19 protein-coding genes are annotated in these 22009 nt (G+C 70.5%); 5 read left to right on the plus strand and 14 right to left on the minus strand.

The window, feature by feature from the left end; all coding sequences use genetic code 11:
- Positions 1–3 precede the first annotated feature (3 nt).
- The 9 genes from AC3WLZ_RS12935 to AC3WLZ_RS12975 all read right to left on the minus strand — a co-directional run bounded on the left by AC3WLZ_RS12935 (position 4) and on the right by AC3WLZ_RS12975 (position 11785).
- Positions 4–1287, minus strand: coding sequence for a M18 family aminopeptidase (locus AC3WLZ_RS12935; protein WP_492470299.1), 1284 nt, complete (start codon positions 1285–1287; stop codon positions 4–6).
- Positions 1288–1441: 154 nt separating this feature from the next.
- The gene (locus tag AC3WLZ_RS12940) at positions 1442–2569 is read right to left on the minus strand and encodes a LacI family DNA-binding transcriptional regulator (protein WP_492470300.1); all 1128 of its coding nucleotides are present in this window, start codon (positions 2567–2569) and stop codon (positions 1442–1444) included.
- Positions 2566–4446, minus strand: a complete 1881-nt coding sequence (locus AC3WLZ_RS12945; RefSeq protein WP_492470301.1) for a glycoside hydrolase family 3 protein — start codon at positions 4444–4446, stop codon at positions 2566–2568. Before AC3WLZ_RS12945 ends, AC3WLZ_RS12940 begins: the two co-directional genes overlap by 4 nt.
- 25 nt (positions 4447–4471) lie before the next feature.
- Positions 4472–5371: a carbohydrate ABC transporter permease gene (locus AC3WLZ_RS12950; RefSeq protein ID WP_412925321.1), complete on the minus strand. Its 900-nt coding sequence runs from the start codon at positions 5369–5371 to the stop codon at positions 4472–4474.
- An 11-nt stretch (positions 5372–5382) separates the two neighbouring features.
- A complete protein-coding gene (locus AC3WLZ_RS12955; RefSeq protein WP_492470302.1) occupies positions 5383–6330 on the minus strand; it encodes a carbohydrate ABC transporter permease in 948 nt (315 codons plus the stop codon).
- Positions 6331–6334: 4 nt separating this feature from the next.
- Complete coding sequence (locus AC3WLZ_RS12960; protein ID WP_492470303.1) at positions 6335–7597, minus strand: extracellular solute-binding protein; 1263 nt, start codon at positions 7595–7597, stop codon at positions 6335–6337.
- 213 nt (positions 7598–7810) lie between these two features.
- On the minus strand, positions 7811–8416 hold the full coding sequence (locus AC3WLZ_RS12965; RefSeq protein ID WP_492470304.1) for a TetR/AcrR family transcriptional regulator: 606 nt from the start codon (positions 8414–8416) through the stop codon (positions 7811–7813).
- Positions 8417–8482: 66 nt separating this feature from the next.
- Positions 8483–10084: a glucoamylase family protein gene (locus tag AC3WLZ_RS12970; RefSeq protein WP_492470305.1), complete on the minus strand. Its 1602-nt coding sequence runs from the start codon at positions 10082–10084 to the stop codon at positions 8483–8485.
- Between the two features lie 225 nt (positions 10085–10309).
- Positions 10310–11785: a helix-turn-helix domain-containing protein gene (locus AC3WLZ_RS12975; RefSeq protein WP_492470306.1), complete on the minus strand. Its 1476-nt coding sequence runs from the start codon at positions 11783–11785 to the stop codon at positions 10310–10312.
- A 127-nt stretch (positions 11786–11912) separates the two neighbouring features.
- Between AC3WLZ_RS12975 and aceA the strand changes: the two genes are divergently transcribed.
- Both aceA and aceB read left to right on the plus strand, forming a co-directional pair.
- Entirely contained in the window at positions 11913–13229 is a 1317-nt protein-coding gene (aceA, locus tag AC3WLZ_RS12980; protein WP_492470307.1) for an isocitrate lyase, read from the plus strand.
- Positions 13230–13363: 134 nt separating this feature from the next.
- Complete coding sequence (gene aceB / locus AC3WLZ_RS12985) at positions 13364–15022, plus strand: malate synthase A (protein ID WP_492470308.1); 1659 nt, start codon at positions 13364–13366, stop codon at positions 15020–15022.
- A 75-nt stretch (positions 15023–15097) separates the two neighbouring features.
- Here the strand turns inward: aceB and AC3WLZ_RS12990 are convergent, their stop codons facing one another.
- On the minus strand, positions 15098–16393 hold the full coding sequence (locus tag AC3WLZ_RS12990; RefSeq protein WP_492470309.1) for a chloride channel protein: 1296 nt from the start codon (positions 16391–16393) through the stop codon (positions 15098–15100).
- A 55-nt stretch (positions 16394–16448) separates the two neighbouring features.
- On the opposite strand from AC3WLZ_RS12990, the gene AC3WLZ_RS12995 reads away from it, so the two are divergent.
- Together AC3WLZ_RS12995 and AC3WLZ_RS13000 are read left to right on the plus strand one after the other, a co-directional pair.
- Positions 16449–16772 (plus strand): hypothetical protein, encoded by a 324-nt coding sequence (locus AC3WLZ_RS12995; RefSeq protein ID WP_412925331.1) that lies wholly within the window; start codon positions 16449–16451, stop codon positions 16770–16772.
- 58 nt (positions 16773–16830) lie between these two features.
- Entirely contained in the window at positions 16831–18030 is a 1200-nt protein-coding gene (locus tag AC3WLZ_RS13000) for a pyridoxal phosphate-dependent aminotransferase (RefSeq protein ID WP_492470310.1), read from the plus strand.
- A 54-nt stretch (positions 18031–18084) separates the two neighbouring features.
- Here AC3WLZ_RS13000 and AC3WLZ_RS13005 read toward each other — a convergent pair whose 3' ends face one another.
- From AC3WLZ_RS13005 to AC3WLZ_RS13020, 4 genes are read right to left on the minus strand one after another with little or no spacing between them, the layout of a single operon-like run.
- On the minus strand, positions 18085–19221 hold the full coding sequence (locus AC3WLZ_RS13005; RefSeq protein ID WP_492470311.1) for a UDP-N-acetylmuramate dehydrogenase: 1137 nt from the start codon (positions 19219–19221) through the stop codon (positions 18085–18087).
- The gene (locus AC3WLZ_RS13010; RefSeq protein ID WP_412925334.1) at positions 19221–19625 is read right to left on the minus strand and encodes a MaoC/PaaZ C-terminal domain-containing protein; all 405 of its coding nucleotides are present in this window, start codon (positions 19623–19625) and stop codon (positions 19221–19223) included. The genes AC3WLZ_RS13005 and AC3WLZ_RS13010 overlap by 1 nt, the downstream gene beginning before the upstream one ends.
- The gene (locus AC3WLZ_RS13015) at positions 19622–20071 is read right to left on the minus strand and encodes an FAS1-like dehydratase domain-containing protein (RefSeq protein ID WP_492470312.1); all 450 of its coding nucleotides are present in this window, start codon (positions 20069–20071) and stop codon (positions 19622–19624) included. The genes AC3WLZ_RS13010 and AC3WLZ_RS13015 overlap by 4 nt, the downstream gene beginning before the upstream one ends.
- A 32-nt stretch (positions 20072–20103) precedes the next feature.
- Positions 20104–20901: a sulfite exporter TauE/SafE family protein gene (locus AC3WLZ_RS13020; protein ID WP_412925336.1), complete on the minus strand. Its 798-nt coding sequence runs from the start codon at positions 20899–20901 to the stop codon at positions 20104–20106.
- Between the two features lie 345 nt (positions 20902–21246).
- Here AC3WLZ_RS13020 and AC3WLZ_RS13025 point away from each other — a divergent pair, with 345 nt between their 5' ends.
- Entirely contained in the window at positions 21247–21882 is a 636-nt protein-coding gene (locus tag AC3WLZ_RS13025) for an NADPH-dependent F420 reductase (RefSeq protein ID WP_492470313.1), read from the plus strand.
- The last annotated feature ends 127 nt before the right edge of the window (positions 21883–22009 follow it).

A 22009-nucleotide genomic window follows, 5' to 3' on the forward strand; every position in this document is an offset into this window, starting at 1 on the left:
GGCTCAGCCGACGAGGTACGCCTCGGCGACCCGGGCGAGCGCGTGCAGATCGGTGACACCGGCGAGCTCGCGTGCCGAGTGCATCGACAGGATCGGGATGCCGACGTCGACCGTGCGGATGCCGAGGCGCGTCGCCGTCAGCGGCCCGATGGTCGATCCGCACGGGACGGAGTTGTTCGACACGAACTCCTGCGCGACGATTCCGGCAGCGGCGCACCACCCGTGCCACGCGGCCGCGCCGACACCGTCGGTCGCGTACCGCTGGTTGGCGTTGATCTTCAGGATCGGTCCCGACCCCAGCCGCGGTTGCACGACCGGATCGTGCTTCTCGGGGTAATTGGGGTGCACGGCATGACCCACGTCGCTCGACACGCACCAGCTGCGCGAGAGGGCTCGATGTTGAGCGTCACGATCCATGTCGAGCGAGAGATGGATCCGCTCGATCACGTCGGCGAGGAACGGACCGGATGCTCCGGACCGCGTGGCCGAGCCCACCTCTTCGTGGTCGAAGACGGCGAGCATCGCGATGTCGGCTCCATCGAATCCGTCGGACGCGTGCTCGAGGGCGACGACACCCGCGTGCACGGACGCCAGATCGTCGAGCCGCCCCGCGGCGAAGAACGCGTCATCGGCCCCGAACACCACTCCGCGGGCCGCGTCGGCCATAACGAGGTCGTAGCCACGGATGCGGGAAGCATCCACACCCGCCGTCCGCGCAATCTCGCCGAGGAGATCCGCCGACTCCGTCTCACCAAGACCCCAGACCGGCTGCGTGTGCGACTGCTTGTCGAGTGTGAGGGCGTCGTTGGCGGAACGGTCGAGGTGGATCGCGAGCTGCGGGAGACGGAGGAGCGGCCCCGTCGCGGCCAGCACCTGCGTGCCGTCCTCGAGCACGAGTCGTCCGGCCAGACGCAGCTCCCGGTCGAGCCACGAGTTCACGAGCGGGCCGCCGTACACCTCGACCCCGGCCTGCAGCCAGCCCAGGCGACCGGTCGTCGGTTTCGGCTTGAGCGCGAACCCCGGCGAGTCGCTGTGCGCACCGAAGACGCGCACGGCCGTTGCCCGTGTGGCCGATCCCGGCACGATCCAGGCGATCACGGCACCATCGCGCACGACGACGAAGCGACCGCCCGGCTGGGCGGGCCACTCCTCACCCTCACGCAGGGTCGTGAATCCGGCATCCGTCAAGCGCCGTGCCACTTCCGCGGCAGCGTGGAAGCTCGACGGCGACGCCGCGACGAAGTCGGCGAGATCCTCGGCGTGGGCGAGTGCGGCGGGTGCGGGCACGAACGGACCTCCGGGTTGGGAACCGTTCGATCGTAGTTCGGGTACCGTCCCGCGGAGCCCGTGCCCGACACGCCGGCCCGTAGCCCCGCGGCCGGGCGCGCCGCCCACGAACTCCGCGCGACGGCGAAGTGGATGCCGCTGTCAGACGCCGCCGTCAGCAGCCGCAGCTCGCCCGGACGACCAGCCGCGGCTCGAACACCACGTCGAAGGGACGGTCGGCGGGGCCGGCGACCCCGGCGAGGATGCGCGCCGCCGCACGGCCCATCGCCTCCATCGGCTGCCGGACGGTCGTCAACGGCGGGGAACTCAACCGCGCCGCGAGCGTGCCGTCGAAACCGGTCACGACGACGTCCTCCGGTACCCGCAGCCCCTCGGCGGCGAGCGCGTCGAGCACGGCGAACGCGTGCTGGTCGGTCGCGCAGACCAGCGCCTGGGGCAACCGCCCGTCGGCGATGAGCCCGCGCAGTTGCGGCACGAGCTCGTCCTCGCCGCGGACCGTGGCGTCGATGACCTGCGGCCGTAGCAAAAGCCCGAGGTCGGCGAGACCGTCCTGCAGCCCAGTCAGACGCTCCGCCGTGTCGGAGGCCTCGGGACGTCCGACGAAGGCGATGTCGCGGATGCCATGCTCCCGCACGAGATGGGCGGCGAGGGCGCGCATCCCGCGGGCGTTGTCGACGCGTACCCGGTGGTGGTGATCGTCACCGGGGGGCGCGCTGAACAGCACGATCGGGATCGTCGGAGCGTACCGCGCCAGAGCGGGGGCGGTCTGGGGCGAGGGGAAGATCGCCAGCCCGTCCACGCGGCCCGCGGTGTCGGCGACGGAGACGTCGGTGCCGGCGCCGCTACTGAGCATCACGGGGCGCCCGAGCGCCCAGCACTCCAGTTCGAACCCGCGCTGCACCTCGTCGACATAGAGCGGGAACGCCCGGGGGTCGGCCAGCACGTCGTCATCGGTCTGCGCCCAGGGGATCACGCCGTCGACGTCGAGCCCGGGCATCGCGAGCCCCGTCATCGACGGCGTCTGCGTGAGAGGGTCGGCCCGCTCCAGCAGCAGGTCGAACGCGTGCAGGCCGAGAGTGCCCGTCCGACCGTGCGCCAGACCCCGCGCCGCGGCGCTGGGAGCGTACCCCAGACGTCGTGCGGCGGCGAGGACCCGATCCCGGGTGGCCTCACTGAGCTTGTCGGGGCGGCGGAACGCGAACGACACCGACGCGATCGAGACGTTCGCCTCCTGCGCGACGTCGTAGACGGTCGGTCGACGTGTCGCGTCCGCTTCGCTCATCGGTGCGCGTACCCCCTCATCGGCCCCGGCGCGTCCCCCACACCCGAAATCTCCAGCCCGAAGTGCACGGGGAAGACAGGATCACCGGTGTCCGACGGTACATCCTCGCGCGACGCGCGGACGGCATCCATCGACCGGGGGATCTCGATCGGCAGGCGCCCCTGAGGTGCCACGCGCCCGGTCAGGGCGTCCAGGACGGCACGTGCGGAACTGCCGAAATCGGCGACGATGGCCGCCGCGTGCCCGACGAACGGGGTGAGGATCGCGGGGCGGTCGAGGTTCACGACGAGGACCAGGGGGCAGGATGCCGCGATCTGCCGCAGCCGGTACACCAGGCCCGGCGCGAACTCGAGGGAGCCCTGGTGGAACCACGCCTCGAGGAAGAGATCGTCGCGCGGGTCGAAGGGGGCTCCGATGCGCACGAGGGCGAGGTCGGCGTCGGCCGGGTCGGCCACGACGCGCCCGAGCTCGTGCACGTCACCGGGCCGGAAGCCCTCGGCGTACACGGCGCCGACGGGGCGAAGGGGCAGCGTCGATCCCTCGTTCACCAGCACCGTGAGCGAGCGCGCCTGCGCCCGCTCCCCCAGGGCACGGAAGTCGGCGTTGCCGACGATCCGCTCGGCCTCCTCGACGTCGACGAAGGGATCGTCGAACAGCCCGAGGGCGAACTTCACCCGCAGAAGGCGCCGCGCCGAGGCGTCGATCCGCTCCTCGGACACGCGACCCGAGCGGACGAGGTCGACGAGCATGTCGACGCACTCCTCGCCGCCGAACTGGTCGGCACCGGCATCCAGGATCTTCTCCATGCGCTCGCGCGCCGTGAGCTCTTCGACGCCCCACGCGCGGGCCGGCAGCACCTGGTCGCCGACGTGGTTGTCGTTCACGAGCTCCCAGTCGGTGACGACGACGCCGTCGTAGCCCAGCTCCTCGCGCAACAGGCCCGTGACGATCTGCTTGTTGTACCCGAAACCGACCTCCTCGACCGAGTGCCCGTCGAGCTCGAGCCCGACCGGCATGCCGTAGTACGGCATCATGCCGGCGGTGCCGCAGCGGATCGCCTCGCGGAACGGCTCGAGGTGGTAGTCGAACATGCCACCGGGGTAGACCTGCTCGCGGCCGTACGGGAAGTGGGCGTCCTCGCCACCCTGCTGCGGCCCGCCGCCGGGGAAGTGCTTCGTCGTACACGCGACGCTGTCGGGCCCGAGCTGCTCGCCCTGGAATCCGCGGAGGTACGCGGCGGTGAACTCCGCGACGCGTGCGGAGTCCTGCCCCAGGGTCTGCGCCTGGCGACCCCACCGCGGCTCGGTGGCGAGGTCGATCTGCGGGTGCAACGCGGCGCGGATTCCGACGGCGACGTACTCGCGGCGGGCCACCTCGGCGAACTCGCGCACGGTCTCGACGTCGTCGAGGGCCGCGAGCCCCAGCCCCTCGGGCCACTGCGAGAACGGCCCCGCGGCGAAACCGACCCCCGTGTTCTCGACGAACGCGTGGCGCGGGTCGGTGCTGATGGTGACCGGGATGCCATGGGGCGTCGACTCGGCGAGAGCCTGCAGCGCGTTGTTCCAGGTCGCCGCCTGCCGGGCCGTGCGGATCGCGTGAACGTTGAAGTGTGTCATGTTCTTGCCGAGCACGACGGTGGTCGTCGGCGACTTCGAGATCCGACCGGGAGCCTCCAGCAGCTCGCCGTCCTCGCCCACCTCGATGACGGTCTGGAACATCAGACCGCACTTCTCCTCGAGGCTGAGCCGCCCGAGGAGATCCTCGGTGCGCTCGTCGACGCTGCGGCGCGGGTCTTCGTACGGGTCCATCACCCCGTTGCCGTTGAGATCACGGAAGCGCGTGCCGTCGGGCGCGGTGAGGAATCGGGGGGAGGTCATGGCATCCTTTCGGATCGGTCGCGGGTCACTTCAGTCCGGTGGCGGCGATGCCCTGGATGAAGTACCGCTGCAGGAAGACGAACAGCAGGATGATCGGCGCGATCACGAGCACCGAACCGGCCAGCAGCAGGCCGTAGTCGGTGGCGTTCTGCCCCGTGGAGTAGAGCGACAGGGCGACCGGGAGCGTGTACTTCCCCTCGGTCTGCGCCGCGACGAGGGGCCAGAGGAAGTTGTTCCACGACGCCAGGAACGTCAGGATCCCGAGCGTCGCGAGCGGCGGCCCGCACAGGGGCATCACGATGCGGGCGAAGATCCGCAGCTCCCCCGCTCCGTCGATGCGCGCGGCCTCGAGGAGGGGATCGGGGATGCCGAGCATGAACTGCCGCATGAGGAACACGCCCAGCGGGGTCGTGACGAACGGCAGGATCAGCGCCGCGTACGTGTCGACCAGGCCGAGTGACGACACCATCACGAACAGCGGGACGAACGTGACGACCCCGGGCACCATGAGCGTCACCATGACGACGACGAACAGGGCCTTCTTGCCGGGGAAGTCCATCTTCGCCAGCGCGTAGCCGACCATCGAGCAGAACACGAGGTTGCCGGCCACGGTGACCAGTGCCACGAACACGCTGTTGCCGAAGAACTGGCCGAAGTTGAGCTGTCCGAACCACGCGGCGAAGTTCTCCCACGTGAACTGCTGCGGCCACCACGTCGGCGGGCGCTGCAGGATCTCGCGTTGGGTCTTCACCGATCCGAGCAGCATCCAGGCGAAGGGCAGCATCCACACCAGGACCCCGACGACGAGCACGGTGAGGGTGAGAGCGCGGCCCGGGCCGAGGCGGTTCTCGGAGCGACGGCGTCGGCGCGGAGGCTCCGCGGTTTCGGTGACGACGGCCGGAGCCGCGGGGGACGTGAGTGTCATGGCATCCTCCCTCAATCCTTCGAGCGCAGCAGACGGAACTGCAGCAGGCTGAGCAGCGCGATCGCGAGGAACAGCAGGTAGCTGGCGGCGGATGCCGTGCCGTACTGCCCGAAGCCGAACTGCTTGAACGTGTAATAGGCCACCGAGAGGGTGGAGTTGAGGGGGCCGCCCTGCGTCATCACGAACGCCTCCTCGAAGAACTGCAGGAACCCGACCGAGATCAGCACGGCTCCGAGCAGCAGCGTGGGACGCAGCAGCGGCAGCGTGACCGAGGTCAGACGTCGCCACGACGAGGCGCCGTCCATCAGGGCGGCTTCCTTGACGTCGGTGGGGATCGCCTGGAGCCCCGCGAGGAAGATCACCATGAGCGTGCCGACGTTGCGCCAGACCGCCATTGCGATGAGCGACGGGAGCGCCGTCGAGGTGTCGTTGAGCCAGTCCGGCCCCTGGATGCCGATGACCGCCAGCGCCGAGTTCAACAGCCCCTCGGGCTGCAGGATGTAGCGCCACACCACCGCGACCGCCACGATGCTCGTCACGACAGGGGCGTAGAAGCCCACGCGCAGGATGGACACGAGACGTCCGCCGCTGGAGTTCAGCGCCAGCGCGAGGGCGAGGGCGACGGCCATGGTGACCGGGATGCCGACGACCACGAATGTCGCGGTCACCCCGAGCGACGTGAGGAACACCGGATCGCCCAGCACCGAGAGGTACTGGTCGAGCCCGATGAAGTTCACCGCGAACGGCGAGCGGATGTCGCGCGCCGTGAAGTCGGTGAACGACATCGCGAAGGAGCCCACGATCGGCACGACCATGAACGCCGCGAAGACCGCGACGAACGGCAGGGCGAAGCCCCACGCGACCCATCCCTGACGCCGGCGGCGGCTCGACGCCCCGCCGGCGCGGGCGCGACCGGGGGCCGGAGCCCGTCCGGTCGCGCCCACGACTGCCTGCGTCATGGCCTCAGCCCAGACCCAGCTGGTCGGCGGTGGCCTGGAGTTCCTTCAGGCCGTCGGAGGGACTCTGCTGCCCGAGGCGGATCTTCTCCAGCATCGCGTCGCCGGCCGCGGCGACCTGCACCCAGGTGGTGACGGCGGGCACCGACTTGGCGGTCTCGAGCTGCGTACCGAAGGCGGCGAGGGTCGTGGACGACGCCAGGGCGTCGGACTTCCAGGCATCCTGCACAGCCGGAAGGTCACCGGTCGCCTCGTACCAGGCGGCCTGGGTGTCGGGCTGGGTCAGCCACTGCACGAGCTTCCACGCGCTGGCGGCGTTGTCGGAGTTGTCGAACACGGCCAGGTTCGCCCCGCCGCTGAACGAGGTGGACGACTCCTTCGCGGGCAGCACGGCGGTCGAGATCTTGTCGCTGAAGCCCTCGCCGCCGAGGTCGTTGAGCAGACCGATGAACGCCGGTCCGTCGATGAACATGGGCGTGTCGCCCGAGACGAAGTCCGCCTCCTGGGCCCCGGCCGAGCGATCGGCGGCGGGGTTGGCGATGCCGTCGGTGTAGAAGCTCTGGTAGTACTCGAGCGCCTCGACGGTCTCGGGGGTGTCGAGGGTCCAGGTCGAGCCGTCCTCCAGCTCAGCGCCGTTGGACCACGGCATCCACAGGTTGCCCTGGAACGAGTCGTTGCCGGCGGGGAGACGAATGCCGAAGTCGGCGCCGCCCTTCGACTGCATGTCGGCGGCCATCTGCTTCAGCTCGTCCCACGTGGTGGGCGCCGTGCTCCAGCCGGCCTGAGCGGCGATGTCGGTGCGGTAGTAGAGCACGCGCGTGTCGACGTACCACGGCACGCCGGTCGCGCGGTCGTCGATCATCGTCGAGTCGATCGCGCCGGGGAAGATGCCGTCGGTGGAGAGATCGGTGGGCACGGTCTGCAGCGCGTCACCGAAGTCCGCCATCCAAGTCGAGCCGACCATCGCGAGGTCGGGGGTGTTGCCGCCGGCGATGGCGGTCTGGAACTTGCTATACGCGGCATCCCACGGAACCGGCGTGACCTCGACGGTGACGCCGGGGTTGGCCTCTTCGAACGTCTTCACGAACTCGGGCAGTGCCTCACCTTCGGCCCCCATCGCCCACATCGTGAGCGTGCCCTCGGCCTTGGCGTCGCCGATCGTCGTGGCGTCGGCGGCACCGGGGCCGGAATCGGAGGTGCGTCCGCACCCGGTCAGCGCGATCGCGGCCGCCGCGACGACGGCGACGGCGCCCCATCGGGTCATTCTCATCGTGTTCCTCCTCGAACGGGCGCCCCACATCGGGCGCGGTGTCCCGGTCAGTTTAAGCGCATAACTTCCCCGTCGGCAACCCGTCGCCCGCCGAAGGCACACGATCGGGCCGAGCGCACACGACGCGGCCGACCCGAACGGGCGCGCTCGACCCGTTCGTGTGCGATCGACGTTCACGAACGCCCGAGCGGCACGGGACCGGATGCCGGGACGTCAGGCCGGGGGCTGGAGGTACCCGCGGATGAACTCGGCGAAGTGCGCAGACATGTCGACCGAGTCGTCGAGGAGCCACTGCTGCTGCAGGCCGTCCATCACGGCGCTGAGGAGCCGGGCGGCCCGGTCGGGGTCGATGTCGCGGCGCACCTCCCCGGCGGCCTGTCCCGCGCGCAGCAGCTCGGCGGCGCGCACGGCACTGTCGCGGTAGCGGGCAGCGAACGCGGCGTGCGAGGGATGCTCGGGGTCGCTCGCCTCGGCGACGACCACCGTGTAAAGCGCAGTGAGCCCGCGGGCCGTGGCGTTGTGGGCGACGACTTTGCCCATCTGCTCCACGAGGGTATGTGCGGCGGGGTCGCCGGCGGCCGCGCGGACGCTCTCGTCGCGCTGACGCAGAACCTCGGCGAACAGCTCCTCCTTCGTCGCGAAGTGATGCAGAAGCCCCGCCGGTGTGAGCCCGACACGCTTGGCGACCTCGCGCAGCGATCCGCTGGTCACCCCCGACCGCGCGAAGACGACCATGGCCTCGTCGACGATGCGCTGGCGCCGCTGGAGGCCCTTCGGGTAGCTCCCGCGTGGGGCGCGCGGCATCCCCTCGTCCGTCATCCGTCTCCTTCCGCACGCACCGATGCCCGGTCCCGCGAGGGTACCGGGCATCGGCTGGACGGATGGTCAGGGGTGTCGCGCGCCCCAGGACGAACCGAACACCTGTTGCTCCATCGCGGGACGCAGCCGCTGCTCGAGCTCGTCGTCGACGAAGTAATCCTTGAGGGTGTCCCGGGTCAGGGCGTTGCCGATCGCCGCCATGATCATCGACTGATCGAGCGAAAGGTAGCGCTTCGCGACCGTGTCGCTCTTCACCGCGACGGCATCGTAGAAACCGCCCGGGCCGTAGGCGCCGAGTTTCTTCTCGATGCCGCGGAGGTTCTTCAGCACGCCCGGGCGGTCGTACGGCAAGGCCAGGAAAGAGGCGTGCGGCGTCACGACGCCGTCGCCGAAGGTCGGGTCGGGGTTCGTTCCGGTCGTGCAGCCGGGGCGGTCGGTGTCGACGTCGGTCTTCTCGGCATCCGAGGTGTACCCGTCAGAACGGATGCCGGCGATGTCGACGCCGTACTCGCTGTAGCCGCCGAAAGGGCTGCTGGCGGGAGAGAAGCCCCAGTAGCCGTAGCCGGCCTCGTCCAGGCCGTGGCGCTTCTGCACCTCGACGGTGATCGGGTGATTGAGCGCCCACGAGTGCGGTCCCCAGGCGGTCTCGGGAACGAGCAGATCGGGCATGAGCGCTTCGAACATGCTGCCGCCCCAGCTCGGCACGAACGACCTGCCCTCGTACGCGTACACGCCCTCGTACACGTCGACGCCGTCGTAGGTGCGCGTCTCGCCGGTCGGCAGCTGCTCCTGCCACGCCCAGTCGCAGCCGGCGGGCATCGTGCGATGAGTGCCGGAGAGGGCGGTGGCCGGGATGCCACCCTGCGCGATGCCGAGGTACGTCGCGATGCGACTCTCGCTCACGGTGGTGTCGTAGTGGTGGCAGGTATAGAAGGCCTCCTCACCGCTGCCGTTGTACATGGGGGCCGGGACCGCACAGCCGTCGCCCGGAGGCTCCTCCCAGAAGCCACCACGGTTGGTGCCGGCGGGCAGCCCGGGCGCTCCGGCGGAGTCGAAGAACGCCGAGAAGTCCATCGACTCGTACAGCGCGCCGGCGCGGTCGGCGAGCGTCGGCTCGGCCTCGCGGACGATGCGGAGCGCCGCGGCGAGCCAGCCGTTGTCGACGGTGCTGAGGAACGGGTGGATGACCTCGCCCGAGGTGGGGAAGATGTCGAGCTTCGCGCCGGTCTCGGGCGCGTACCAGTTGTAGTACATGCCGCTGCCGTCGTTGCGCTCCATGCGCTCGAGGGTCGACACCGTGGCGGTGAGGCGCTCGCGCGCCTCGTCGGCGCCGATGATGCCGAGGTCGCGCGCGGTCACGGTCGACCACAGGTAGCCGCCGATGTTCGTGGGCGAGGTGTAGCCGGACGCCGTCGCCGGGTCCAGGTCTCCCCCGATGTTGTCATCCGGGAGGCCCGTCGCCGGGTGGGCCATCGCGGCCATCGAGGCCCAGGTGTCCTCGGCGTAGCGCTGGAGATCGCGCGCACCGGGCCCGGCCTGAGCGGGCGGTCCCGCGTGCGGGGGCGGCGACGCCGGCCCGGGCGGCGCGGCAGCGGCGGGCGACGCGACGGCGAGTCCGCCGACGACGAGTCCGACGATCGCGACGGTTGTTGAGCGGGTGTGCTTCATGTCGGCTCTCCTCATCGAAAGCGCTCCGGGGGGACGGAGTCGGTGTCAAAACCTTACATGTGTGAGGTTTTTTCGCAACCCATCGCCCCATCCCGTCCCGACGCGCTCCTCGCACCCCGCGAGTGCACACGTTCGGGTCGAGCACACACGTTCCGGGCGTCCCGTTCGTGTGCGCTCGACCCGAACGTGTGCACTGGGCGCGGCCGCGACGCCGAACGGCGCGCGTCACTGCGGCGCGTGCGCCTGCAGGAACTCGTACATCTCGGTGGTGTCCACGCCGGGGAAGGCGCCCGTCGGCAGGGTCGCGAGCAGCGTCCTCGGGGTCCGCACGTTGGGCCACGCCTGCCCGCGCCACGCCGCTTCGAGGTCGGCGGGCGCGCGTCGGCAGCACGTCTCGACCGCGTGGCGGGAGACCCCGCGGTTGGGGGTGTCGCGACCGCGGAACCACTTCGTGTCGTCGAACCGCACGCCGACGCTCACCGAGTGCGCTCCCTCGCTGGACTGCTCCACCCGCGCGGTGCACCAGTACGTGCCGTTTCCGGTGTCGGTGTACTGGTAGTACGGGTTGAAAAGGTCGTCCTCGTCGAAGACGACGCGGCTCGTCCACCGCCGGCAGCACATCTGCCCCTCGATCGATCCGAGCCGATCGGTGGGGAAGTTCACGTCGTCGTTCTCGTAGGCCTTGGTGATCGTGCCGGACTCGTGCACCTTGAGGAAGTGCACCGGGATGCCGAGGTGCACGGTGGCGAGGTTGGTGAAGCGGTGCGCGGCGGTCTCGTACGACACCGAGTACGCGTCGCGCAGGTCTTCGATGCTGATCGTGCGCCGCTCCTTCGCCTCGCGGAGCGCCGACACGACGTGCGACTCGGGCATGAGCAGCGCCCCGGTGAGGTAGTTCGTCTCGACCCGCTGGCGCAGGAACTCGTCGTAGCTGGTCGGCTCGCCGTGCCCCAGGATCCGGCTCGACAGCGCCTGCAGCACCGCCGCACGGGGATCGCCCTTGGCGACCTTCGTCGACAGGTAGAGCCGCCCGTTCTTGGCATCCGCGATGCTGCGGGTCGACGGTGGCAGGTCGGGAACGTAGTGCAGCGAGAAGCCGAGGTGCGCGGCGATGTCGCTCGCCCCGCGCTGGGTCAGCGGGCCGCCGGGGTGGGCGATCGCGGCGAGCATCTCGGATGCCACCTTCTCCAGCTCCGGGAAGTGGTTGTCCTGCGTGCGCATCAGGCGTCGCAGCGCCACGTTCGCGCGCCGCGCCTCCTCGGGCGTGGCCGAACGCTCTTCACGGAGGCGTTCGATCTCGGCCTGCAGCGCGAGCATTGCCGCGAGCGCCTCGTCGGGCACCGCGCGTCCCACCCGGAACGGCGCGATGCCGAGCGCTTGGAAGGTCTGCCCGCGCATGGCCCGCTCCACCGACAGCTCGAGGGTCGATCGGGCGTCGAGGGGCTCGGCATCCAGGATCTGGTCGAGTTTGCAGCCCAGCGCGCGGGCGATCGCCTGAAGCAGCGTGAGCTTCGCTTCGCGCCGCCCGTTCTCGATCATCGACATCTGGCTCGGCGCACGACCCACCGCCGCGGCGAGGTCGTCGAGCGTCATGCCGCGGGCCGTGCGCAACTGCCGGATGCGTTTGCCGATCGTGAGAGTGTCCACACCCTCATCGTCGGATGCCGCGCCCGCGGCGGTGAGGGAGACTCCGGTGTCCATGTCGGGATGATCTCACCCGAACAGAAGAACGGGCAATCTTCACAGCCGAATTCTTCCGATGGACCGCGCTTCTTCGCCCACAGTGGTCACCACGGGCACCGAAGCCCCGCACCCGAAGGAGGACGACATGACGATCCAGGCCACCCCCGCCCAGCCGCCCCTGCGCCCCGGCGACCAGACCGAGACCGCCGATGAGATCCGCGCCGCGTGGGAGAACGACCCCCGCTGGGACGGCATCGAGCGCACCTACTCGGCCGAGGACGTCGTCCGGCTCCGCGGCAGCGTCCGCGAGGAGTCCACGCTCGCCCGCCGTGGTGCGGAGAACCTCTGGAACCTCCTCCACACCGAGGAGTACGTCCGCGCCCTCGGCGCCTACACCGGCGGCCAGGCCGTGCAGCAGGTGCGGGCGGGCCTCAAGGCCATCTACCTCTCGGGCTGGCAGGTCGCGGCCGATGGCAACCTCGCCGGGCAGACCTACCCCGACCAGAGCCTCTACCCCGCCAACTCGGTGCCGGCGGTCGTACGCCGCATCAACAACGCGCTGCTCCGTCAGGACCAGATCGAGCGCGCCGAGGGCGAGATCACGCGGGACTGGCTCGCCCCGATCGTCGCCGACGCCGAGGCCGGCTTCGGCGGTCCGCTCAACGCCTATGAGCTCGCGCAGTCGCTCATCCAGGCGGGGGCGGCCGGCATCCACTGGGAGGACCAGCTCGCCAGCGAGAAGAAGTGCGGCCACCTCGGCGGCAAGGTTCTCGTGCCGACGCAGCAGCACATCCGCACGCTCAACGCGGCGCGGCTCGCCGCCGACGTCGCGGGCGTGCCGACGGTCATCATCGCCCGCACCGACGCGCTCGCCGCCGACCTGCTCACCAGCGACGTCGACCCGCGCGACGCGGAGTTCCTCACCGGCGAGCGCACGAGCGAGGGCTTCTACCGGGTGCGTCCGGGCCTGGATGCCGTCATCTCGCGCGGTCTCGCCTTCGCCCCCTACGCCGACCTCATCTGGGTCGAGACGGGAGAGCCCGACATCGAGCTCGCCCGCGCCTTCGCCGAGGCCATCCATGCCCGTTACCCGGGCAAGCTCCTCGCGTACAACTGCTCCCCGAGCTTCAACTGGAAGCGTCATCTCGACGACGCGCAGATCGCGACGTTCCAGGCCGACCTGGCCGCGATGGGATATGCGTTCCAGTTCATCACCCTCGCGGGCTTCCACGCCGTGAACCACTCGATGTTCGACCTCGCCCGCGGCTACGCCGAACGCGCCATGAGCGCGTACGTCGAGCTGCAGGAGGCCGAGTTCGCCGCCGAAGCGAACGGGTACACCGCGACGCGCCACCAGCGCGAGGCGGGCACCGGCTACTTCGACGTCGTCTCCACCGCGCTCAACCCCGACAGCGCCACGCTCGCCCTCGCCGGCTCCACCGAGACCGCGCAGTTCCACTGACCCCTCGCCTTGCGAGCCTCGTCCCACTTATCGCAGACCATGTCCCACTTGTGGCCACTTCAGCCCCGCCTGAGTGACCACTTTCGGGACATGCCTCCCCGCGCGGTTCGCGACACCGACAGAAAGACCTCATCATGACCCTCATCGAACCCCCGCCCACCACCGACCGACGCAGCCCCGAGCCCTCGGCATCCACTCCCGCTCCGCACCTGCGGATCGAGCGTCCCCTCGAGGGCCGCGACCGGGAGATCCTCACCCCCGCCGCGCTCGCCTTCCTCACCGAGCTGCACGACCGTTTCGGCCGCCGCCGCAACGACCGCCTCGCCGCCCGCCTGCGCGGACGCTTCGAGATCGGCAACGGCGACGACCCGCACTTCCGCTCCGAGACCGCGCACATCCGCGACGACCCGTCGTGGCGCGTGGCCGGCGCCGGTCCCGGCCTCGAGGACCGCCGCGTCGAGATCACGGGCCCCACCGACCCGAAGATGACCATCAACGCGCTGAACTCCGGCGCGCGGGTCTGGCTGGCCGACCAGGAGGATGCCACCTCCCCCACGTGGCGCAACGTCATCGGCGGCCAGCTCTCGCTGTTCGACGCGATCCGCGGGCAGCTGAGCTACACGAGCCCCGAGGGCAAGGAGTACCGCGTCACCGCCGAGCGCACGCCGACGATCGTGATGCGTCCGCGCGGGTGGCACCTGCCCGAGAAGCACATCACCGTGATCGATCGCGCGGGCCGGGAGCTGCCGGCATCCGGGTCGCTCGTGGACTACGGGCTCTACGTCTTCCACAACGCCCACGCGCTGATCGCGGCGGGCAGCGGACCGTACTTCTACCTGCCGAAGATCGAATCGGCCGATGAGGCACGACTGTGGGATGACGTGTTCTCGTTCACGGAGGAGCGCCTGGGCCTGCCGCACGGCACGATCCGCGCGACGGTGCTCATCGAGACGCTCCCGGCGGCGTTCGAGATGGAGGAGATCCTCTTCGCCCTCCGCGACCACTGCGCGGGGCTGAACGCCGGTCGGTGGGACTACATCTTCTCGATCATCAAGACGTACCGCGGTCGCGGCGCCCGGTTCGTTCTACCCGACCGCAGTGAAGTGACCATGACGGTGCCGTTCATGCGGGCCTACACCGAGCTGCTCGTGCGCACGTGCCACAAGCGCGGCGCCTACGCGATCGGCGGCATGAGCGCCTTCATCCCCAACCGGCGCAAGCCCGAGGTGACCGAGGCCGCGTTCGAGAAGGTCGCGGCCGACAAGCGCCGCGAGGCCGGCGACGGCTTCGACGGCACGTGGGTGGCCCACCCCGACCTGATCCCGGTGGCGCGCGCCGAGTTCGACGCGGTGTTCGGCGACGGCATCAACCAGCTCGACCGGCTGCGCGAGGACGTCGAGGTGCGCCCCGAGCAACTGCTCGACCTGCGGATCGGACTGCCGATCACCGCGGGCGGGGTGCGCGGCAACGTCGCGGTGGCGATCCGGTACATCGAGGCGTGGCTGCGGGGCCTCGGGGCCGTCGCGATCGACGACCTCATGGAGGACGCGGCCACCGCCGAGATCTCGCGCTCGCAGATCTGGCAGTGGATCCACCAGGACCGCTCCACCGACGACGGCACCCGCATCACCCGCGAGTACGTCGAGGGGCTGCTGCGCGACGTGCTCGCCGGGGCGACCCGCTTCGACGGCGATCGCTTCGACGACGCCGCCGAGGTGTTCCGCGAGGTCGCGCTGCGCGAGGAGTTCCCGGCGTTCCTGACGCTCCCGGCGTACGCGAAGTACCTCGACTGACCGGGGCGAAGGGTCGGGGCCGTGTCGCCCCGACCCTTCGTCACGCCCGGACGCTGCCTCCGGCTCGACGCGCCGTCACTCCCGCCCGGGATCGCGCGGCGCGAACCGGCGCAGGCTCGCGCGCGAGGTCAACCGCGCTGCGGCGAGTGACCCGGCGACGGCGAGGAAGATCGGCAGCAGGAGGTCGAACCCCGTGTTCGTGAACTCGATCACGAGCACGATCGCCGTGAATGGCGCGCGCATGTTCGACGCGAGGAACGCCGCCGCGGCCACGATCGCGAGGCCCGTGGCATCCGCTCCCGGCCAGACGAACGCCCAGCCCGCGGCGGCCGCGGCGCCGAGGCTCGCGCCGATCGCGACCGAGGGCTGCAGCGTCCCGCCGACGGCACCCGAGCCGAGCGAGACGGCGGTGGCCACGTACTTCAGCGCCGCGAGGGCGAGGAGGAGCAAAGCCGGCTGCGTGAGGTCGAACCCGGCCGTCGCGAGCGCACGGCCGTTGCCGAGGATCAGCGGGAAGACGGTGCCCAGCGCGCCGACGGCGGCGAATGTCAGTGGCAGCGCGACCAGCAGCTTCCACCCCGTCGGTCGGACTTTCGCCAGGAGCGACGTGGCGGCCGAGAAGCTCGTCGCGCCCCACCCCATGAGGGGTCCGATGAGGATGGCCGCCACGATGAGCGACGCGTTCACGTCGACGGATGCCACGTGGTAGAGCGAGTCGTCGCCGACGAGCGGGCGCGCGACGATGGTCGCGATGGCGCTCACCGAGAGCGCGACGACCGCGGCCCCGACGCTGAACTGCGCGAGGAGGATCTCAATCGCGAACAGCGCTCCCCCGAGCGGCACGTTGTAGACCGCGGCGAGACCGGCGCCCGCGGCGGCGGCGATGAGGATGCGACCCCACCGCGCGTCGAGGCGGAACCACCGCACGATCTTCGACCCGGCCATGGCGGAGAGCTCCCGCGGAGCGACCTCCTTGCCGATCGAGGCGCCCAGGGCGACGGACGTCACCTGGATCACGGTGTCGGCGAGCGTCTCCCACCACGGCATGGGGGCGCCCGCGACGCCCTGCTCCACCGTCGCGATCCGACGGCCGAAGCGGCGTAGCAGGTACCAGCCGACCGCCGCGACGACACCGGCCCCGCCGACGGTCGCGATCGGCAGCCACCACACCGACGGGGAGGCGAGTCCATCGAGGAACGGCCCCTCCTCGTGCCCCCACACGAGGTGCTCGACGGTGTGGACGATCCACACGAGCAGCAGCACGGCGAGACCGGTGGACACCCCGACGATCGCGGTCGCGAGCCCCAGCCGAAGCAGGATGCGGAGCCCCCGACGATGTACACGCGTCCGTTCCGGGGCCCCTACTGTCACGACGCCACGCTAACGCACCGACGACAGGCCGCCCGCCACGCGCTACCGTGACCGCATGGCCTCTGTCTCCCCGGCCGGTCGGCGCGCGAGCGACGGCTTCGGCATCGTCGCGATCATCCTGGCGGCGTTCATCCTTCTGCCGGCGCTCATGATCTTCCTCATCGGGCTCGCCCCGGGCATGAATGCGATCTGGTGGCTCGGAATCGTCCTGTTGCCGATCATGGCGTTCCTCGGTCTCGTCGCCGCGACCGTGGGGGCGATCGGCATCGTCCTGCGCGTCCGCGCCGGCCGCCGACCCGTTCTCTCCATCATCGGTCTCTCCCTCGGCATCCTGCTCATCCTGCCGAGCCTCTGGGTGCTCTTCTCCTCGAGCGTGTGACCCCCGCGGTCGCGCCGCGACCCGTGGCATCCCGGGCGCGCCGAGTAGGCTCGGTGCCGTGACCGACCGCGCACCGCTCTCCCGCAAGCTCTCCGCCATCGCCGAATCCGCGACCCTCAAGGTCGACGCCAAGGCCAAGGCCCTCAAGGCCGCCGGCCGCCCCGTCATCTCCTATGCGGCTGGCGAGCCGGACTTCGCCACCCCGCAGTTCGTCGTGGATGCCGCGGCCGAAGCGCTGCACAACCCGGCCAACTTCCGCTACACCCCCGCCGCCGGGCTCCCCGTGCTGCGCGAGGCGATCGCCGCGAAGACGCTGCGCGACTCGGGCCTGGAGGTCGCACCGTCGCAGATCATCGTGACCAACGGCGGTAAGCAGGCGGTGTACCAGGCCTTCCAGACCGTGGTGAACCCCGGCGACGAGGTGCTCCTGCCCGCGCCGTACTGGACGACCTACCCCGAGGCGATCGCCCTCGCCGAGGGAGTGCCCGTGGAGGTGTTCGCCGGTGCCGACCAGGACTACAAGGTCACCGTCGCGCAGCTCGAGGCCGCCCGCACCGACAAGACCACCGTCCTGGTCTTCGTGTCGCCTTCGAACCCCACCGGTTCGGTCTACACGCCCGAAGAGACCGCCGAGATCGGCCGCTGGGCCCTCGAGCACGGCATCTGGGTGATCACCGACGAGATCTACCAGAACCTCACTTACGAGGGCGCCCGCGCGGTCTCGATCGTCGAGGCCGTGCCCGAGCTGGCCGGCCAGACGCTGCTCGTGAACGGCGTCGCCAAGACGTACGCGATGACCGGCTGGCGCGTGGGCTGGATGATCGGACCGGCGGATGCCATCAAGCTCGCCGGCAACCTGCAGTCGCACCTGTCGAGCAACGTCAACAACGTCGCTCAGATCGCCGCCGCGGCGGCGCTGAACGGTCCTCAAGACGAGGCCGAGCAGTTCCGCGAAGCTTTCGACCGCCGCCGCCGCCTGATCGTGTCGGAGCTGGCGAAGATCGACGGCGTCGAGGTGCCCAACCCGCTCGGCGCGTTCTACGTCTACCCCGACGTCCGAGGACTCTTGAACCGCGAGTGGGACGGCGTCACGCCGACGACCTCGCTCGAGCTCGCCGACCTCATCCTCGAAAAGGCCGAGGTCGCGGTGGTGCCGGGCGAGGCGTTCGGTCCGAGCGGCTACCTGCGTCTGTCGTACGCCCTCGGCGACGCCGAGCTGCTGGAGGGCGTCCAGCGCCTCCAGCGCTTGTTCTCCTAGCTCCCGCGCTCCCGCACTCCCACGCTCCCGCGCGCTCCCGCGCGTGAGCGTGGGCTAGAGCTCGACGTTCACCAAGACGGGCTCGGGCTGCAGCACGAGACCGAACTCGGACTGGACGCGCTGCTGCACGAAACGCGCGAGCTCTGCGATCTCCGCGGCCGTCGAGCCCCCGCGGTTGGTGAGTGCCAGCGTGTGCTTGGTCGAGAGCCCGGCGCGCGAGCGCGGGAAGCGGAAGCCGCGTGACAGCCCCGCGTGCTCGATGAGCCATGCCGAGCTCACCTTCACCTCGCGACGCTCGGCGACGGGCGCGGGGACCACACCGTCGAAGGCCGCGAGCGGGATCACGGTCACCGGATCCAGCACGGGCGACATCGGCCAGCGCGGGCACTCGTCGGGCAGCGTCCGAGCGAACGCCTCGGAGACGATCGCGTTCTGGAAGAACGACCCCGCGCTCCACGTGTCGGGGTCCTCGTCGTCGAGCACCATGCCCTTACGGGCCCGCGTGGCGAGCACGTGCTCGCGGATCCAGCGCAGCGAGACGGTCGCATCGGCTTCGAGCCCCAGGGCGCCGCGCAGCTGCGCGCCGGCGATCGGCCGCTCCCCGTCACCGACTCGCTCGAGCTCGAGCGTGACCGAAACGATGACGGCCGGGCGTTCGGCGACCGAGCCGTAGTGCTGCTTCAGCACCGAGGTGCGGAAGCCGAGCCCCAGATCGGATGCCGGGACCGTGGACAGCTCGCCGGTGGCCTCGTCGAGCAGCTCGACCTCGACGAGGGTCTGCACGATCTCCTGACCGTAGGCCCCGATGTTCTGCACGGGCGCGGCGCCGACGGTTCCGGGGATCCCCGACATCGCCTCGATACCCGCGAGCCCGCGGGCGACGGTCTCGGCGACGAGAGCGTCCCAGTCGTGGCCGGCCTGCACCCGCAGCCGGACCCTGTCGGGCCCCGAGCCGGGGAACTCCTCGATTCCGGCGGTTCGCACGAGGACGACGGTTCCCTCGAACGGCTCATCCCCCACGAACATGTTCGACCCGCCGCCCACGACGAGCCACGGCTCGCCCGCGTCCCACAGGTCGCGGAGCACGGAGACGAACTCGTCGGCCGTCCGGGCCTCGATCGTGCGCTCGGGAAGACCGCCCGTGCGCAACGTCGTGAGCTCGGAGAGCGGGATGGGGCTGACGTGCGGCATCAGGACAGCCGCACCCGCACCTGCGCCTTGCCGAGCACCGTCGTCCCCGCGTGCGTCACGGTGAGGTCGATGCGGGCGGACTCGTCATCGACGGCGCCCACCTTCGCGCTGACGTGCAGGTCGGCGCCTTCCGTGGGGTCGACGACCACCGGCCGGGTGAAGCGCACGCCGTACTCGAGGATGCGGCCGGTGTCGCCGAGAGCCTCGGCGATCGTGCCGACGGCGACGCCCATCGTGAGCATGCCGTGGGCGAGGACGCCCGGCAGTCCGACCTCGGCGGCGACATCGTCGCGGTAGTGGATGGGGTTGAAGTCGCCGGACGCGCCGGCATACCGCACGAGCGACTCGCGGGTCAGGTGGACGGAACGTTCGGCGATGACATCTCCGACGGTGAACGCGCTCATGCGTCGGCCTCCCCGGCCAGCAGGACGCTGGTCGTCGTCACGACGTGGGCGCCCTCGGCATCCACGATCTCGGCTTCGCTCGTGATCATCGCGTTGCCCCCGAGAGTCCGGATGCCGGTCACGGCCAGGGTCGCCGTGAGCTCGTCTCCGGCGACGATCGGCCGGGAGTAGCGGAAACGCTGCTCGGCGTGGACGAGCCGCGACAGCTCGATGCCCGAGTCCGGGTCGCCGAGCAGCTGCTGGAGCGTCAGATCTTGCACGACCATGGCGAAGGTCGGCGGGGCGACGACGTCGGCGTAGCCGAGCGCGCGGCCGGCCTCGGGGTCGGAATGCTCAGGGGCGTCGGCGAAGACGGCACGGGCGAACTCCCGAACCTTCTCGCGGCCGACGAGGTACGGAGCGGTCGGCGGGAAGACACGTCCGACCAGTTCGGGGTTCACGGGCACCGGTCAAGTCTACCGACCGCCCCGCCGCCGGCTCAGCGCTGGTGGCGGCCGCGAACCGCCTTCACGGCCATCTGCGCGGCGATGAAGACGAGGAAGATGGAGAACAGGACGTTGCCGACGAACGGGTCGACGAGCTTCGCGAGCGACGCCCCGAGCGCGGTCGTCGTGCAGGCGGCGATGCCGACGCACGCGGCGGCACGGAGGTCGACGTTCGACCGGCGGAGGTTGCCGACGGTTCCGGAGATCGCGGTCGGGATCATCATGAGCAGCGAGGTTCCGCGCGCGATGAGGTCGCTCGTACCGAAGAGGAGCAAGAGCGCGGGGACCACGATGATCCCCCCGCCGACACCGAGGAGACCGGCCAGGATGCCGGTGACGACGCCGAGCACGAGGAGGCCGGGGCCCGTGATCCACGTGAGTTCGAGTTCGGCGTCGCGCGAGGGGATCACGAAGTACAGGCTGATGATGACGGCGACCAGAAACGCCACGAACGCCCACCGGAGCGCCGTCTGCGACAGCTTGGGCAGCAGCCACGTGCCGATCTGAGCGCCACCGACCGCACCCGCGGCGAGGATCAGCGCCGGAATCCAGGCCACGTGGCCGTCGACGGCGTAGGTGATGACGCCGACCGAGGCCGTGGGAACGATCGCCGCCAGCGACGTCCCCGCGGCGAAGCGCTGGTCGAACCCGAGCAGGAGCACGAGGAGGGGGACGATGACCGTGCCACCGCCGACCCCGAACAGACCGGACATGAGACCGGCGAGGAGACCCACGCCGATGCAGACGGCGTAGAAGCGGGCGGAGCGGGGCGGGCGGGTCTGTTCGATCACGGAGGCGGAGTCCTTGCGGTGGGGTCGCGGCGGGCCGACACCCACCGACGGATCAGTCTTCCACTCCCCCGGCCGTGTCCCGGCAGCACCCTCGCCGGAAAAGAAAGCGGCCCCCGGTGGTCCGAAGCCGCGTCCACCGGGGGCCGTCGCCCTCACAGGTCAAGCGGAACGGTGACCCGAACACCGGTCTGCGACCACAATCGCGAGGGTGCGACAAGGAGAAGTTATCCCCCATGCCCTCAGCCTAGCTTGCTCTTGACAGTGATATCTAGGGATGCTAACTAACTAACTCATTTCTTCTACCTTTGTCGGAATGCGTCCTCGTCCCCCGTCGTTGGCGTGGGCATGACCACTGTGGGAATCATCGGAGCAGGAAACATCGGCCAGGCCCTCGCGCGGGGTTTCGTGGATCACGGGTACGACGTCGTGATCGCGAACTCACGCGGGCCGGAGACGCTCGCCGACTTCGTTGCGACGCTCGGCGACCGGGCGCGCGCCGCAACGGCGCAGGACGCCGCCGAGGCAGCGGACATCGCGGTCGTGACCGTGCCCCTCAAGGCCTACCGCGACATTCCGGTGGAGCCGCTGCGGGGTAAGACCGTCCTCGACACCAACAACTACTACTGGGAGCGCGACGGGCACATCGCCGAGCTCGACGAGAAGCGCACCACCACCGCGCAGATGCTGCAGGACCACCTTCCGGACAGCACCGTGGTGAAGGCGTTCAACCACATCGGTGCCGCCGAGATCCTGACGACCGGCTCCCCCGCAGGCACCCCGGGACGCCGGGCGCTGGCGACGGCGAGCGACTCGGACAAGGGCGTCGCACTGATCACCCGCATCTACGACGAGTTCGGCTTCGACACCGTGAACATCGGTCCGCTGACCGACAGTTGGCGCATCGAACGCGACACCCCGGGATACGGCATCCCCCAAGACCGCGACGAGCTCGAGCGGAACCTCGCCCGCGCGGAGCGCTGAGCCCACTCCCCACCCCGCGATAAACGCGATCTGCACCGAGACACGCCCTCAGCGCGCGTTTCTCGGTGCAGATCGCGTTTATGGATGCCAGGACCCGGCGCTACCCCGCTCCGCGGTGGAGCGACTG

It is taken from the genome of Microbacterium sp. FW305-3-2-15-F-LB2 (genome assembly GCF_058787255.1).